The organism is Azospirillum sp. FG154 (assembly GCF_057809575.1).
In genome coordinates this window covers 54,535-70,237 of sequence record NZ_JBMDKF010000011.1, presented here as the reverse complement: position 1 = coordinate 70,237, position 15,703 = coordinate 54,535, and the positions used below count along the sequence as shown (strand labels likewise).

Annotated in this window: 13 protein-coding genes; 6 read left to right on the top strand and 7 right to left on the bottom strand. The window is 67.2% G+C overall.

The annotated features are described in order from the left end of the window. Positions 1-5: 5 nt before the first annotated feature. Positions 6-794, top strand: coding sequence for a 3-hydroxybutyrate dehydrogenase (locus ACODS4_RS14565; RefSeq protein WP_488864811.1), 789 nt, complete (start codon positions 6-8; stop codon positions 792-794). A gap of 351 nt (positions 795-1,145) precedes the next feature. Here the strand turns inward: ACODS4_RS14565 and ACODS4_RS14560 are convergent, their stop codons facing one another. From ACODS4_RS14560 to ACODS4_RS14540, 5 genes are all read right to left on the bottom strand, one after another. Further along, on the bottom strand, positions 1,146-2,654 hold the full coding sequence (locus tag ACODS4_RS14560; RefSeq protein WP_488864809.1) for an aminotransferase-like domain-containing protein: 1,509 nt from the start codon (positions 2,652-2,654) through the stop codon (positions 1,146-1,148). Between the two features lie 5 nt (positions 2,655-2,659). Continuing rightward, on the bottom strand, positions 2,660-3,106 hold the full coding sequence (locus ACODS4_RS14555) for a DUF983 domain-containing protein (RefSeq protein ID WP_488864807.1): 447 nt from the start codon (positions 3,104-3,106) through the stop codon (positions 2,660-2,662). Between the two features lie 24 nt (positions 3,107-3,130). Continuing rightward, positions 3,131-4,651 (bottom strand): cytochrome c oxidase accessory protein CcoG, encoded by a 1,521-nt coding sequence (gene ccoG, locus ACODS4_RS14550; RefSeq protein WP_488864805.1) that lies wholly within the window; start codon positions 4,649-4,651, stop codon positions 3,131-3,133. A 229-nt stretch (positions 4,652-4,880) separates the two neighbouring features. After that, complete coding sequence (locus tag ACODS4_RS14545; protein WP_488864803.1) at positions 4,881-6,395, bottom strand: sigma-54 interaction domain-containing protein; 1,515 nt, start codon at positions 6,393-6,395, stop codon at positions 4,881-4,883. A gap of 13 nt (positions 6,396-6,408) precedes the next feature. Beyond that, positions 6,409-7,749, bottom strand: coding sequence for an AGE family epimerase/isomerase (locus ACODS4_RS14540; RefSeq protein ID WP_488864801.1), 1,341 nt, complete (start codon positions 7,747-7,749; stop codon positions 6,409-6,411). A 455-nt stretch (positions 7,750-8,204) separates the two neighbouring features. Between ACODS4_RS14540 and ACODS4_RS14535 the strand changes: the two genes are divergently transcribed. From ACODS4_RS14535 to ACODS4_RS14515, 5 genes are all read left to right on the top strand, one after another. Further along, positions 8,205-9,770 (top strand): methyl-accepting chemotaxis protein, encoded by a 1,566-nt coding sequence (locus ACODS4_RS14535; RefSeq protein WP_488864799.1) that lies wholly within the window; start codon positions 8,205-8,207, stop codon positions 9,768-9,770. A gap of 156 nt (positions 9,771-9,926) precedes the next feature. Then, positions 9,927-10,610, top strand: a complete 684-nt coding sequence (locus ACODS4_RS14530; RefSeq protein ID WP_488864797.1) for a glutathione S-transferase family protein — start codon at positions 9,927-9,929, stop codon at positions 10,608-10,610. A 146-nt stretch (positions 10,611-10,756) separates the two neighbouring features. Then, a complete protein-coding gene (locus ACODS4_RS14525) occupies positions 10,757-12,634 on the top strand; it encodes a sensor histidine kinase (RefSeq protein ID WP_488864795.1) in 1,878 nt (625 codons plus the stop codon). A 63-nt stretch (positions 12,635-12,697) separates the two neighbouring features. Next, the gene (locus tag ACODS4_RS14520) at positions 12,698-13,219 is read left to right on the top strand and encodes a TRAP transporter small permease (protein ID WP_488864793.1); all 522 of its coding nucleotides are present in this window, start codon (positions 12,698-12,700) and stop codon (positions 13,217-13,219) included. Continuing rightward, entirely contained in the window at positions 13,216-14,499 is a 1,284-nt protein-coding gene (locus ACODS4_RS14515) for a TRAP transporter large permease (protein ID WP_488864791.1), read from the top strand. The genes ACODS4_RS14520 and ACODS4_RS14515 overlap by 4 nt, the downstream gene beginning before the upstream one ends. Here the strand turns inward: ACODS4_RS14515 and ACODS4_RS14510 are convergent. Together ACODS4_RS14510 and ACODS4_RS14505 are read right to left on the bottom strand one after the other, a co-directional pair. Then, complete coding sequence (locus tag ACODS4_RS14510; RefSeq protein WP_488864790.1) at positions 14,496-14,789, bottom strand: DUF1488 family protein; 294 nt, start codon at positions 14,787-14,789, stop codon at positions 14,496-14,498. The genes ACODS4_RS14515 and ACODS4_RS14510 overlap by 4 nt on opposite strands. Further along, entirely contained in the window at positions 14,789-15,415 is a 627-nt protein-coding gene (locus ACODS4_RS14505; protein ID WP_488864789.1) for a LysE/ArgO family amino acid transporter, read from the bottom strand. The genes ACODS4_RS14510 and ACODS4_RS14505 overlap by 1 nt, the downstream gene beginning before the upstream one ends. Positions 15,416-15,703 lie beyond the last annotated feature (288 nt).

Sequence of the window (15,703 nt, the reverse complement as noted above, 5' to 3'; positions counted from 1 at the left end):
GCACCATGACCCAATTGCACGGCAAAGCCGCCCTCGTCACCGGATCGACCAGCGGAATCGGCTTGGGCGTCGCCCGCAAGCTGGCGGCGCAGGGCGCCGATCTGATGCTGAACGGCTTCGGCGACGCCACCTACATCGCCGATCTGTGCGGTTCGCTGTCCGACGAGTTCGGCGTCCGCGTCGATCACAACGGCGCCGACATGTCCAAGCCGGAGCAGATCGAGGCGATGGTCGCCGCGACCGAGGCCGAATTCGGGCGTCTCGACATCCTGGTCAACAACGCCGGGATTCAGCATGTCTCCCCGGTGGAGTCCTTCCCGGTGGAACGGTGGGACGCGGTGATCGCCATCAACCTGTCGGCGGTGTTCCACGGCACCCGCGCCGCCCTGCCCGGCATGAAGACGCGCGGCTGGGGCCGGATCATCAACATCGCCTCGGTCCATGGCCTGGTCGCCTCGGTCAACAAGGCGGCCTATGTCGCGGCCAAGCACGGCGTCATCGGCCTGACCAAGGTGACGGCGCTGGAAATGGCGGAAAGCGCCATCAACTGCAACGCCATCTGCCCCGGCTGGGTGCTGACCCCGCTGGTGCAAAAGCAGATCGACGCGCTGGCCGAGTCCAAGGGCGTGTCGGTGGAGGAGGCCGGTCGCGAGTTGCTGAGCGAGAAGCAGCCGTCCAAATCCTTCGTCACCCCCGAACAGTTGGGCGAGCTGGCGGTGTTCCTCTGCTCCGAGGCGGCGGGCAACATGCGCGGCGCGGCCCTGACGATGGATGGCGGCTGGACGGCGCAGTGACCCGCTGTTTGACAAGCCCGGTTTGAGGATCGTTCCCCCCTGCCAAACGCGGCAACCACACTCACACATTTAGCAATCGTGACAGGTATTTGTGACTGAATGAGAAAGCCCCTCTCCCCTCGCGGGGCGAATCCCGGAGGACGCCAAAGGCATCCGATGGGTTCGCGGGTTGGGGTGAGGGGGTGGAAACTCAGATTTCCAACGGCTTTCAGCCGTCCGCACCCCTCATCCCAACCCTTCTCCCGCAGGGGGAGAAGGGCTTTTCCTTTCCAAACAGGATCTTGCCGTTCCGCAACATGTATGAAGACCGTAGGCCAAACGCGGCGGGGGGGGAACCTCACACGATAACCTTTATACAATCACCCCGGCCAACGCCGGGATTTGCTCCAGCGCGTCGGCGATGACCGACAGCACCCAGCGGCATTCGGCGCGATCCGCCGCCGCCCCCAGACAAATCCGCAACGCCTCGGGCGTCCAATCCCCGCCCGCCGCATCGCCCGCCGCGAAGGTGTCGCTGACCACGGCGGCGATTCCGCGCGTGCGCAGATGGGTGGCGAACTCCCCGCGCGTCCAGCTTGGCGGCAACTTCAGCCACAAATGAAAGCCTTGCGGGCAGGCGGCGAAGCGTTCCGGCGGCAGCAGGCTCGCGGCGAGCGCCTGCCGCGCCTCCGCCTCCTCGCGCAGGGCGGCGAGCAGCCGGTCCGCCGTTCCGTCGGCGATCCAGCGGGTGGCGATGGCGCTGGTGATCGGCGAGGCCATCAGGGTGGTGGCACGCAGCGCCCCGGTGACGCGCAGCGCCTGGCGGGCGTCGGGCGCGACGACATAGGCGACGCGCAGGGCGGGCGACAGGCATTTCGCCAACCCATGGACATGGAACACCCGATCGGGGGCCAGCGCCGCCAGCGGCGGCGGGCCGTCGGGGATCAACGGGCCGTAAATGTCGTCTTCGATGATGCTGACGCCAAACTCCCGCGCCAACGCCACCAGGGCGAGACGGCGTTCCAACGGCATGGTCGCCGTGGTCGGGTTGTGCAGAGTCGGCATGCAATAGAGCAGAGTCGGGCGGCAGCGCTCGAACAGCGCGCGCAGCGCCAAAGGGTCCAGCCCGTCGCCATCCATCGGCGCGCCAATCACGGTCAAGCCAAGCTGGCGGGCCACCGCCTTGAAACCGGGGTAGGTCAGCGCCTCGGCGCACACCACGTCGCCGGGGCGGGCCAGCAGGGTCAACAGGGCCAGCAGCGCCCCTTGGGTGCCGGGGCACAGGGTCAAGCGTTCCGCCGTCACCCCCGGCAGACGGGGGGCCAGCCAGCGCAGGGCCGCCGCCTTGTCCGCCGCGCCGCCGTCGGTGCCCGCGTTGTCCGGGTAGCGCAGCAGCGTTTGCGGCTCCAACCCCATCACCGCGTCCGCCGCGCCGCGCCGCAACTGGTCGAGTAAGGCGGGTCGGTCGGGAATCGGCGGCTGATTCATCGTCATGTCGATGAAGGGCCGCTCCGTTCCGCGTTCCGTTCCGCGCTCCATCACGGGCGCGGCGACCGGGAGCGGCGGCGGGGACGCGGCCCGCACGAAGGTTCCCTGCCCGACATGGGCGTCCACCAGCCCCCGGCGGCGGGCCTCGCCATAGGCGCGGCTGACGGTGGTGAAATCCAGGCCGATCCGCGCCGCCAAGGCCCGTTGCGGCGGCAGCCTTTGGCCGGGCGACAAACGGCCCTCGCGCACATCATCGGCGATGGCGTCGGCGATGGCGAGGTAGACCGGCTTGTCCTTGCCGGACCTGCCCCCGCCGTTGGTCTCCGCCCGCGCCAGCCGGGGCGTCCAGCCCGCCGCGTCGGTCGGTTCCGTCTTGTCGTGTTCCACCTGCATGACGGTCATTTGACCGAGGCGGCGGGCGCGGCGCAAGTCTCGACCGCGACGGCGACCGGCGGCGGGACGATCAATTCGGCTTCCGCCGCCTTATGGATGTATTGCGCGCAGACAATCCATCCTTTCAGGGGCCGCAACAACCCCAGACAACCGATCAGCAACAGCGGCAGCGAGGTCAGAAGATGGACCCACAAGGGCGGCTCCATCGCCACCTCCAGCCAACCGGCGAATCCGACCACCGGAAAGCTGACGATCGACATCACGAAAAAGGCCGGGCCGTCCGCCGGATCGGCGAAGGAAAAATCCAGCCCGCAGGCCGTGCAGCGCGGGGCCAGGGTGAGATAGCCGTCGAACAGACGCCCTTGCCCGCAACGGGGACAGCGCCCCCGCAGGCCGCAATTCATCGGCGTCAGACCCGGATGCGGATGATCGGCGTGCGATTGGTCGGTCATGGGAGGCGCTCCACCTGCGAAGGGTTACGGGCTGAGAAAGACGCTGTCGTGCCGGGCGCCGCCGCGCGGCTCCGCGCTTTTGCCGCTGGCGCCGTCGTCATCGACCCGCAGATCGAACGTCACCGGCAGCGAGGCGGCGGACAGGGCGGCGGCGGGAACGCGGGCGTACACCCGGTAGGTGGCGACGCTGCTGGGCTGGGCGGTCAGGGTCAGGCTGTCGCGCTCGCCGGTGTCCCCGGCGCTGGCCAGCGCCGCGCCGCTCAAGCCTTGCAGCGTCAGCCGGTAACGCCGCGTCTCCCGCGTCATGTTGGAGATCTTGACGGTGTAGGCGTTCTGCACCCGGCCATCGGTCAATTGGACGAACAGCGGCGCGCGGTCGCGCAGGATGGCGATGTCGGCGCTGGGCTTCAGCAACACGCTGATGACCATCAACCCGACCACCACGACCATGACCAGCGTGTAGACGATGGTGCGGGGCCGGACGAAGCGCGCCGCCGCCGGGGCCGCGCCAACCGCCTTGGACGCCTGCGCCGATTCGGTGTCGAACAGGATGAGGTCGCCGGGCCGTCCGACGCGGATCATCACGTCGTTGCAGGCGTCCACGCACAGGCCGCAGCCGATGCAGTCCATTTGCAGGCCGTCGCGGATGTCGATGCCGGTCGGGCAGACATGGACGCAGGCGCCGCAATCAATGCAATCACCCAGCCCCTCCGCCTTGCGCTCCGTCTCGGTCTGGCTTTTGCGCAGCGGCGCGCGCCCTTCGCCGCGCCACGCCTGATAGGTGACGACGCGGCTGTCGTCGTCGATCATCGCCGCCTGGATGCGCGGCCAGGGGCAGACATACAGGCACATCTGTTCGCGCATGAAACCGGCCATGGCGTAGGTGCTGGCCGCGATGAACAGGATCGACCACACCGCCAGTTCCGGGGCCTCGAAACGGAACAGCGCCGCCGTCAAGGTCGGCGCGTCGGCCAGATAGAAGATCCCGGACGCCCCCGTGACCAGCGCCACCAGCATCCACGCCGTGTGCTTGACCAGCTTCCGGGCGATCTTGTCCGCCGTCCAGCCTTGGCGGTCGAGCCGGACGCGCTCGCCCCGGTCGCCCTCCGTCAGCTTTTCGATCCAGACATACAGATCGGTCCAGACCGTTTGCGGGCAGGTGAAGCCGCACCACACCCGACCGGCCACCGTGGTGGCGAGAAACAGCCCAATCGCCGCCAGGATCATCACCCCGGTCATGTAATAGATGTGCTGGGGCCAAAGCTCCAAAGCGAAGATGTAGAAGCGTTGTTCGCCCAAATCGAACAGAACCGCCTGATCGGCCGCCCCCGGCCCGCGATCCCAACGCAGCCAAGGCAGCAGGACGAACAGGGCGAGCAGAACCACGCCCAACCAGGTCTTGATGCGGCGATACCGCCCCTTGACCGCTTTCGGGTGGATGCGGCGGCGCGAGACATACATCGGCCCCGGATCGCTTGTGGTCGGCCCGGCCTGAAACGGCAAAGCGGTGGCGACGCCGCCGGAGGGGGGCGGTTGGTTCGGCATGACAGCCTCGGTCGAAAGAGGAACGGCGCGGCGAACAGGCGCCCCCTCGCCCGCAGGGCGGGCCAAAGGGCTGGCGCGACGGCGCGCGCACCGCAAAACCGTCGTCGCTGTCTGGTCTGTTTGTACGCCGATTGAATGCAGACATCAAGGCGATTGAATGCGTCATTCGGACGCAATCAATCCAATATTATCCATTCAATTCGATATTGTATGGATATGTAGGGCCACCTCACCCCTTCGCCCGCAGCCCCAAACGCGCCATCTTCTTGTAAAAGGCGGCGCGCGACACGCCCAGGCGACGGGCGGCGACCTCCGCCTTGCCGCCGCTCAGCGCCAGCGCCCGCCGCAACAGGTCGCGCTCGAACGCGTCGAACGCCGTGTCGTAATCGGGCAGCGGCGCGGCGGGTTCGGGCGGCGGGGCGGGAATTGGGGCCGCCGCCGGGACTGGAAGCGCGGCGCTGGCCGCGCGGCGCACCGTCGGCAGGGCTTCGGCCAGATCCTCCACCGTCAGCCGCCGATTGTCGGTCAACAGGCAGGCGCGCTCCAGCACGTTGCGCAATTCGCGGACGTTGCCGGGCCAGGGATGGCGGCTCAGCGCCTCGACCGCGTCCGGCGTCAGGCCGCGTCCGGGCAGGCCGGTGCGGGCGGCGATCTCCTGCAACACCGACTCGGCGATGGCCTCCAGCCCGCTGCCCAGTTCCGACAGCGACGGCAGGCGGATCGGCAGCACGTTCAGCCGGTAATAGAGGTCGGCGCGGAACTGCCCGTCGATGATCCGCTGTTCCAGATCGACGTTGGTGGCGGCGATCACCCGGACATCGACCTTGATCGGGCGATCCGACCCCAGCGGCTCGATCTCCTGCTCCTGCAAGGCGCGCAGAAGCTTGGCCTGCAAGCCCAAAGGCATGTCGCCGATTTCATCGAGAAACAGCGTGCCGCCGTCGGCGGTTTTGAAGCGCCCCTCGCGCCCGCGCCGGTCCACCCCGGTGTAGGCCCCGGCCACCGCGCCGAAAAACTCGGCCTCCAGCAGCGTGTCGGGAATCGCCGCGACGTTGACGCCGACGAAGGGCCGCCCGGTGCGCGCCGACAACCCATGAATCGCCTGGGCGATCAGCTCCTTGCCGGTGCCGGTTTCGCCCATCAGCAGGATCGGCGCGTCGGTGCGGGCGGCCAGACGGGCCTTGCGCTTGACCTCCAGACAGGCCGGGCTGTCGCCGACGTAGCTTTGCAGGGTGTAGCGCGGTTGCCGCCGCTCGTCCAAGCGCCGCTTGGTCGCCGCCAACTCGGCCTCCAGGCGCGACAGTTCGGCCAACAGCGGTTTCAGCCGGTGCAAACTGTCATAGAGGACGAAGCCGACGGCGCCGATCACCGCGCCGCCGTCGTCGGTCAGTGGAAAGCGTGACACCACCAGCCGTTGCGCGCCGAACAGCATCAGATCCAAGAGGATCGGCTGGCCGCTGGTGATGACCTGCCGCATCTGCGAGTTGGGGATGATCTCCTCCACCTCGCGGCCAATCGCCAGGGCCGGGTCGGCGATCCCCAGCATCTTGGCGTATTTGGCGTTGATCCAGATGACGCGGGCGTTCCGGTCCACCGCCACCGTGCCTTCGGACTGCTTGTCCAGCGCCTCGAACAGCGACGGCATGGCGCGCCCGCGCAGCACGTCCAGACCGCCGCCAAAGGGGCCGACGCCGAACGGGCCGACGAAGCCGCCCTTGCCGTCGCTGCTGAACACGCCCGTCATGCCCGCGCCATCCTCACCCAAGGTTGATCCGGCCCTGCGCCAGCCCGCCGGCGATGCTGCCAGCGGTCGGGACCAGCGGAATCAGGCAGGCTTGCAGCGCGTGGTACAGGTCGGGCTTGCCGAAGAACGGGTTGACCGTGGGTTGCATGTCCTCGCCAAGCTGGGGATGCCAGCCGCCATGCTCGCGGTCGATCAGGCGGGTGGCGCTGAAGTTCCAGACGCGCCGATACCAGTCTTCATAAAACGGATCGCCGTCGATGGCGTTGAGGAAGGCCGCCGCGCCGACGCCCTCGCAGCAGGGCCACCAGTAGCGTTCGCGGATGCGGGGCGAGCCGTCCCATTCCAACGTGTAGTAAAAGCCGCCGGTCGCCGCGTCCCAGCCATCGGCCACGGCTTGGCGGAACAGGCTGGCCGCCGCCCCCGGCATCCAATCAATCCGCCGTCCGCCCATCTCCCACAGTTGCAACAGCAGCCGCGCCCATTCCAGCCAATGGCCGGGCGTCGTGCCGTAGGGGCGGAACATCGGGCTGCCCGAATAATCGCGGTCGAGCGTCCAATCCTCGGTGAAATGCTCCGGCAGCCGCCACGCGTTTTGGGCGGCGTGGCGGCGGACGATCAAATCGGCGATCCGCTCGGCCATCCGCAGATAATTGCCGTCCCCGGTCGCCTCGAACGCCGCCATCAGGGCTTCGGTCAGATGCATGTTGGAGTTCTGGCCGCGATAATTGTCCAGGGGTCGCCAGTCGCGGCTGAACTCCTCCGCCACCGCGCCGTGCTCCTCCTCCCAAAAGCGGTCATGGAGGATGGTGGAGACGTCGGTCAGCAGCCGGTCGGCGTCGGGATGCCCGGCCAGCTTGGCGCTCGACGCCGCCAGCAGGACGAAGGCGTGGCCGTAGGCCTGCTTGCTGTCGTCGGTCGGCGCGTCATAGCCGACGCCCCAGAAATACCCGCCATGGACGGAGTCGCGGTGGCCGTTCCACAGAAAGGCCATGCCGTGATCGACCAGCGCGTCGGCGCCGGGCCGCCCGAGCAGATGGGCGATGGAGTAGCAATGGACCATGCGGGTGGTCACATGCAGGGCGCGGCCCGGCCGCCCGCCCGGCGGCGCGCCGACCGGCGTCGGCTGGCCCCGCCGGTCCAAATCATGGAAGCCGCCCAGCGGGTTGATGCTCGCCCGCTCAAAAAAGGCGAACAAATCATTCGCTTGACCCAGCAACCAGGACCGATGGCTGGGCAGGCTCGCCCATTTGGGCGCGGCGGGGTTGAGGATGAAGGACGTCACGGCGATGGCTCCCATCGGCGCTTGTTGGCTCAGCCCCGCCGCGCGCCGTCCGCCGGGACCCGTTTGAGTCACGCACCCTGAGAATCCCGATCTTTGGTTGCGCAAAGCCGACATCCACACGCCGCGACTCCCGCCGCGCATAGTGAGGACTGGGCCATGCCTTGCGCAAGATCCGCCGCGCCGTTCAGGCAACGTCCGTCAAAATTCCACGGCGGCCCGGAACCGGGTCGCCGCCGATCCCAAGGCTCATTCAGGGTTTCCCCGATGAAATTTGGGCATGCAAATCCTTGTTAAGCCTTATAGACTGTCGTTTGCGTAACGAAAGTTTAAGAGTCCTGACGCTGTACTAAAACAGAAAAAGCACACAAAATTGCCGCCATCTGGGGAGTAGGGGAAATTTCTCGCATTGGTTGCCTCCAGCGTCCAGACGGGAATTCTTTCTTGATCGCACCGTTGACACCGTTGCCAGGATGACGCCACCCCGGTTGCAGGGAATCGGGGCGCCGACCAGAAGGGGAGCCAGTAGGATGCTGAAGTTTGTAACCCGGGCGCTGGCCATGCGCGTGGTCGTGCCAATCGCCCTGATCGTCACCGTGATGGCTCTCATCACCGTCGTCAGCGCCGCGAAAATCAATCTGGAAGACGGTCGCACCTCGCTGGAGGACCGCGCCAACGTCACCACGAACATCATCGCCGGCGGCCTGACGGAAGCCCTGTGGAACGTCGACAAGGAATCGGCGACGTCGCAGCTCGCCGCGCTTGGCAATGATCCGGACTATGTCAGCAGCAAGGTGGTCGATCCCAAGGGCGCCGTGTTCGCCAGCCACGGCGACGCGGCGGCCAGCGGCTCGCTGATCCTGGTGCGCAAGGCCGACGTGGTCCGCAAGGCCGACGGCAAGACGGCGGTTCTCGGCTCGGTCGAGGTGCGCCTGTCCGCCGCGCGGGCCGAAAAACAGGCGCTGGAGCGGGCGACCATGCTGGCCATCGCCGGTTTTCTCGCCCTGGTCGCCGTCTGCGGCGTGCTGTTCTGGATCGTGCGCGGCGCCACCAAGCCCATCGTTCAGTTGACCGCCACCATGTCGCAACTGGCCGCTGGCGACACCGCCACCGTCGTGCCTTCGCAAGAGCGCAGCGACGAGATTGGCCGAATGGCCGCCGCCGTGCAGGTCTTCAAGGAGCAAGGCATCGAAAAGCAGCAGCTCCAGGCTGAGCAGGAGCGGATGCGCCATCGGGCGGAAACCGACCGTCGCGCCGCCATCGCCGGGGTCGCCGACAATTTCGAGCGTCAGGTCAGCTCGGTGATGACGGAGGTCTGCGCCACCGCCAACCAGATGGGCGACTCGACCCGCCAACTGAGCGCCGCCGCCGAACGCAACGGCGAAGTCAGCCAGCGCGCCGCCGGAAACGCCGCGTCGGTCAACAGCAGCGTGGACAGCATGGCGGCGGCGGTCGAACAGCTCGCCGCGTCGATCCGTGAAATTTCCGGCCAGGCCCAGCGCTCCCAACAGATCGCCGGGGAGGCGTCGGTGCGCGCCAATCGGGCGGAGGAGCGGGTCGCCGGGCTGGTCCAGGCGGCGGACAAGGTCAACGCCGTGGTGACGCTCATCAACTCCATCGCCAGCCAAACCAATCTGTTGGCGCTGAACGCCACCATCGAAGCCGCGCGCGCGGGCGAAGCGGGCAAGGGTTTCGCCGTGGTGGCGGGCGAGGTCAAGGCCCTGGCCAATCAAACCGCCAAGGCGACCGAGGAGATCGAAAGCCAGATCCGCGCCATTCAGGATTCGACCGGCGCGGCGGCGAGCGAAATCACCGAAATCGCCAAGGTCGTCAGCAGCGTCAGCGAAATCAGCGCGTCCATCGCGGCGGCGGTCGAGGAACAGAACGCCGCCACCGGCGAAATCGGACGCGGCGTGAACGAAGCGGCGCAGGGCGTGCGCGCCCTGTTGGGCGACGTCAACGCCACCACCTCCGCCGCCGAACAGACCGGCGACGCCACTGGACGCCTGCGCGACGCCATGAACACCCTGCAAAGCCGCGTCAACGCGATGCAGGCCCAGGTCGGCGATTTCGTCGGTTCTCTGCGCCGCGCCTGACCTCTCTCCATCCCTGCGTCCCCGCCCCATGGCGCCGGTTTTCCGGCGCCATTTTCCTTGGCGGTGAACCGACGCGGCCTTCTTGACGTATAGGTGCAATCGGCGCGTGGCCCATCCGGCCAGCGCCCAACAACCGCAAGACGTCGGGGCCTCGTCATGATAACCGTCCATCATTTGAACAACTCGCGCTCCCAGCGAATCCTCTGGCTGCTGGAAGAGCTGCGAGTCCCCTATGACATCGTCCGCTACGAACGCGATCCGCAGACGATGGCCGCTCCGGCCAGCCTGCGCGCGATCCACCCGCTGGGCAAATCGCCGGTCATCACCGACGATGACGGGGCCGGAACCAACCTGACCATCGCCGAATCCGGCGCCATTCTGGAATATCTGGTCGAGACCTATGGCGACGGTCGCTTGCGCCCGCCGCCCGCCACGGCGGAACGACGCGCCTGTACCTACTGGCTGCATTACGCCGAAGGCTCCTTGATGCCCCTGTTGCTGCTGAAGCTGGTTCTGGACCGGATGAGCCGCCCGCCAATGCCCTTTTTCCTGCGCCCGGTCGCCCGCAAAATCGCCGGAGCCGTGACCGCCGCCATGGTCGGTCCGCGCCTGACCCAGCATTTGGACTATCTGGAGGCTCATCTCAGCGCGTCCTCCTGGTTCGCCGGACCTGAGTTCAGCGTCGCCGACATTCAGATGAGCTTCCCCTTGGAAGCCGCCGCGTCGCGCGCCGGTCTGGACGCCAGCCGACCGGCCCTGACGGCGTGGCTGGAGCGCGTCCACGCCCGCCCGGCCTACCGCCGCGCGCTGGATCGGGGCGGCCCTTACGCCTACGCCTGATTGCCGACGCTTCTGAAGTGTGGCGTCGCATAGGACGGATGCGCGCGGGGCGGCTCCCCCGTCGCGTCAAAAATGCTATCGGTGGTTTGCAGCTTTCTCCACGCCACACTTCGGAAGCGTCCCTTGTCCGCCCACCCCTGTCATCCATGCTGAGCGCGCCCGCCACCCTGCTGTTGGGCGCGGTTCTGGTCACGCTGTGGATGGCGTGGCGCAGCGGACGGTTGCCGCCCTTCCCCGGTCGGGTGAATTTCGTGGCGATGCAACTGTCGGCGTCCTGGTGGGCGACCGCCGCCGCTTTGGAAATCCTGGTCGTCACGCCGGACGACAAGCAGTTCTGGGCCAAGATGGCCTGGATCGGCATCGTCGGCGCCCCCAGCTTCTGGACCCTGTTCATCTGGTCCTACATCCATGGGGAGTTGTCCGCGCGTTGGCGCTTGATTCCCATCGGCATGGGCCTGCTGACCTGGGGCGTGGCGATGACCAACGACCTGCACCGGCTGATGTATGTCTCCGCCATCCCAATCAGCGATCAACCGGGCGCGGCGTTGGATTACAGCCACGGCTTTTGGTTCTTCGCCACCACGGTCTATCTGTACGCCTTCATGGTGTTGAGCGTCGTCGTCACCGCCAGCGGCATTCACCGCGCCGCGCCCGCCTATCGCAGCCATTATCTGGGATTCCTGTTGGCGATGGCGGCGCCGTGGATGGCGAACATCGGCTATGTCACCGACAGCGCCCTTCTCTTCGATTTCGATCCGACGCCGTTCAGCTTCCTGCTGATGGGATCGGTCTTTTATTGGCTCATCACCCGACGGCGCCTGTTCGCGCTGCTGCCGGTGGCCCGGCACGCTCTGCTCGACGCGGTGCCCGACCCCGTTCTGGTGCTCGACGCCGACGGCACGGTGGTGGAGGCCAATCCGGCGGCCTTGGCGCTGGCCAGCGCGCCCAACGGTCTGATCGGACGGCGGTTGAGCGACCTGCCCGAACTTGGTCCGGCGCTGGCCGAACGGAACGTTCCCCCCGATGGCTTGCAAGCCCGCCTCGTCAGCCTGGGGCAGGGCGCTGGACGCCGCGCCTTCGAGGCGACGCGCGTCGCCCTGTCCAGCGGGGGGGAGCGGTCGGTCGGCCATCTGCTGCTGCTGCGCGACGTCACCCACCGCCGCCGGGTTGAGGCCCGGCTGGAGGAGACGGTCCAACGCCTGGACTCCGCGCGCGCCGAAGCCGAAGCGCGATTCGTGGCGGAGCAGGAGGCCAAGCACGCGTTGAACAGCTATCTGTCGATGGCGGCGCACGAATTCAAAACCCCGCTCGCCATCATCGACAGCGCCGCGCAACTTCTGCGGATGGAGGCGGAGCGCGACGCGCCGTCGATGCTGCCGCGACTGGACCGGATTCGCCAGGCGGTCCGCCGCCAAGTCAATCTTTTGGAAAGCTGTCTGGCCGACGACCGGCTGTCACACCCCACTGTGACGTTGCGCATGGAGCGGATTGACTGGCCCGCTCTGTTGCGCGCCGTCGCCGACGCCGCGCCCAACGACGACGCGGGCGACCAGCCGATCACGCTGGACCTGACCGATTGCCCGGCGCGGTTGGTCGGCGACGCGGCCTTGTTGGAGTTGTGCGTCCACAATCTTTTGGGCAACGCCCTGAAATACTCTCCGCCCGGTGGTTGGGTGGATCTGCGCGCCTGGACCGAGCAGGCCGAGGATGGCCGCGCGCTGGCCGTTCTGGCCGTGACCGATCAAGGGATCGGCGTTCCACCCGACGCCCTGCCCCACATCTTCGACCGCTTTTTCCGCGCGCCCAACGCCAGCGGCGCGGCGGGCAGCGGCGTCGGACTGAACATGGTGCGCCGCATCGCCACCCTGCATGGCGGAACCATCCAGGTGGACAGCCAACTGGGCGTCGGCAGCCGCTTCACCCTGACCCTGCCGACCGACGGACCCGACCAGGACGCCGACGAAGGCGGCGGCATGGCTGCCATCGCGGAAACGCCGCCGCCGAACCGTTCGTCGGTCCGATAGTTTCTTGCCAAAAACCGGCGGCGCTGGGAATAATCCCGCCCTCACCAGCAGGAAATTGGCACGATGAGCGATCATGACCCCACCGTCGTAAGGCCGACGCCAAAACCGCGCGTCCCTCTGACCATCGAAGAGACGCTGGTCGCCGCGACCATGGCGCTTGTGGCGCTCATCACCTTCGCCAACGTGGTCATGCGCTATCTGACCGACATCTCTTTCGCCTTCACGGAAGAATACTCCATCGCCCTGATGGTGGTGTTGACCTTCCTCGGCGCGTCGGCGGCGGTGGTGAAGGACCGCCACATCCGCATCACCTTCCTGACGGACAAGCTGTCGCCCACCAACCGGCGGCGGGCGGAAATCTTCGCCATGCTGTGCATGGTCGTGATGTACGGATTGCTGGTGGTCTACGGCGCCTGGAGCACCTGGGACGATTATCGGTTCGAGGTGACGTCCCCCGCCCTGGGTCTGCCGCAATGGATCTACACGATCTGTTTGCCGGTTCTGTCGGTCGCCGTGCTGGCCCGCGCCGTCGGGCGGATCATCCGCATCCACCGGGGCGTTGAAAAGCTGGAGGGCGAGGCGTGATTACCGCACTGCTTTTCGGCTCCTTCCTGGTCATGCTGCTGTTGGGCGTTCCCATCGCCGCCGCCCTGGGGCTGGCGGGAACGGCGACCATCGCCACCGCGCATCTCGGCATCATTTCGGTGCCGACCAGCGTTTACACCGGCATCGCCAAATACCCGCTGCTGACCATCCCGATGTTCGTGCTGGCGGGAACCATCTTCGACCGATCCGGCGTGGCGCAAAAGCTGGTGCGCTTCGCCACCTCGATCATCGGCAACGGCCGGGGGTCGCTGGCGGTCATCGCCGTGGTCGTCACCATGATGATGGGCGGCATTTCCGGCTCCGGGCCAGCCATCGCGGCGGCGGTCTGCGGCGTGATGGCCCCCAGCATGATCCGCGCCGGTTATCCCCGCCCCTTCATCGCCAGCACCATCGCCGCCGCCTCGGCCACCGACATCCTGATTCCGCCGTCGGTGGCGCTCATCATCTACAGCGTGCTGGTTCCCGCCGCGCCGACCACCTCGATGTTCGCGGCGGGCATCATCCCCGGCACGCTGGCCGGTCTGGCCCTGATCGTTCCCACCCTGTGGCTGGCCCGCAAGCACAATCTGGGCGCGGAGCTGTCGCACGAGCCGCGCCCACCTTTTTGGAGCAGCCTGTGGGACGCCGCGCTTGGTCTGTTCGCCAAGGTGCTGATTCTGGGGGGCCTGCGTTTCGGCATCTTCACCCCGACCGAGGCGGCGGTGATCGCCGTCGCTTACGGCCTGTTGTTGGGCATGGTGATCTACCGGACGATCAAGCTGCGCGACCTCTACACCATGCTGGTCGACGCGGCGGAAATCTCCGCCATCATTCTGACGGTCATCGCCCTGGCCAGCGTCTTCGGCTGGGCGCTCAGCACCTTGTCGGTGATTGACCCGATCACCCAGGGCATTTTGAATCTGGGCATCGGCGAAAACGGCGTGATGGCTTTGCTGATCCTGATGCTGGTCGTCGTCGGCACCTTCCTGGACGGCATTTCGATCTTCATCATCCTGCTGCCGCTGCTGATTCCCATCGCCACCGCCTATCATTGGGATCTGACCTGGTTCGGCGTGGTCCTGACGCTGATGATCGCGGTGGGGCAATTCACCCCGCCGATGGCGGTCAATCTGATGGTCGCCTGCCGGATGACCGGCTGCACGATGGAAAGCACGGTCCGCTGGGTGATCTGGCCGCTCATCACCATGCTGATGGTGACGATCGCCGTGGTGATCTGGCCGGAGCTGGCGTTGTGGCTGCCTCGGCGCATGGGTTTCTAAAACGCGTCCGCCAACGCGCGGGCCACGTCGCGGCTGGTCAAATGCAGATTGGCCGCGACGTCCAACCCACGCCGCTGGATCTTCGCCGCCGCCGCCCGCTCAAAGGCCGGTCGGTGGGCGGCGAAGAAGGCCAGACACTCTTCCGGCGTTCCGGTCGGCCCCAGCAACGCCCGGCCCAACAGCGCCCGAAACGCCAGACGGTGCACGGCGCAAAAGCCCTGATGACCCGGCGGCTGAAAAGCCAGAGCGTCGATGCCCGGACGCCACAGGGAATCCGCGCCGCCCGCCATCAACCGCCCGTCACCCCGGACACCAGCAGGCTGAGCGCCAACGCCGACATCACCACCCCGATCAGACTGTCCAGCACCCGCCAGGCCAGCGGCTTGGCGAACAGCGGGGCCAGCAGCCGCGCGCCATAGCCAAGCGCGGCGAACCAGGCCAACGACGCCGTCATGGCCCCCCCGGCGAACCACACCCGCTCATCGACCGCATAGCGCCCGGCGATGCCGCCCAGCAAAACCACGGTGTCCAGATACACATGCGGGTTGAGGTAGGTGAAGGCGGCCACGGTCGCCAGCGCCCGGCCCAAGGGCAGATTGGCCGCCCCGTCCGCGCTCAGGCTTTGCGCGGTGAAGGCGCTGCGAAAGGCGCGGAACCCGTAAAACCCCAAAAACGCCGCGCCGCCATAGGCGGCGGCCTGCAACAGAACCGGGCTGGACGACACCAGCGTGCCGAACCCCGCCGATCCGGCGGCGATCAGCAGCGCGTCGCTCAAGGCGCAAAACAAAACCAACGGCAGGACATGGCGCTTCACCAGCCCTTGCCGCAGCACAAAGGCGTTTTGCGCGCCAATGGCGACGATCAACCCACCGCCCAGGGAAAAGCCCTGGAACGCGGCCCAAAACAAGGAATTCATGGACGCAAACCTCATCGCAAGTCAACCGCGCGTTGCGCGGCGACCGATCTCGGGAACAAGCGGACAGCCTAAACGAAACCGTCAGGATCGACGGCGACCGCGCTTTTCCAAATGGGCGGCGACGATGAGATCCATGAGAACGCGGACTTTCCTGAAGCGACCCTTCGCTTGTACCCGCCGCCGGACAGGGCGTCAACGCCATGGCGCGACCTTGGGCGAACCCCCGGCGCCGTTGGCGGCCAGTGGCGGAACGACGCAATTGACTCTTACGATGTTGTAACACTACCG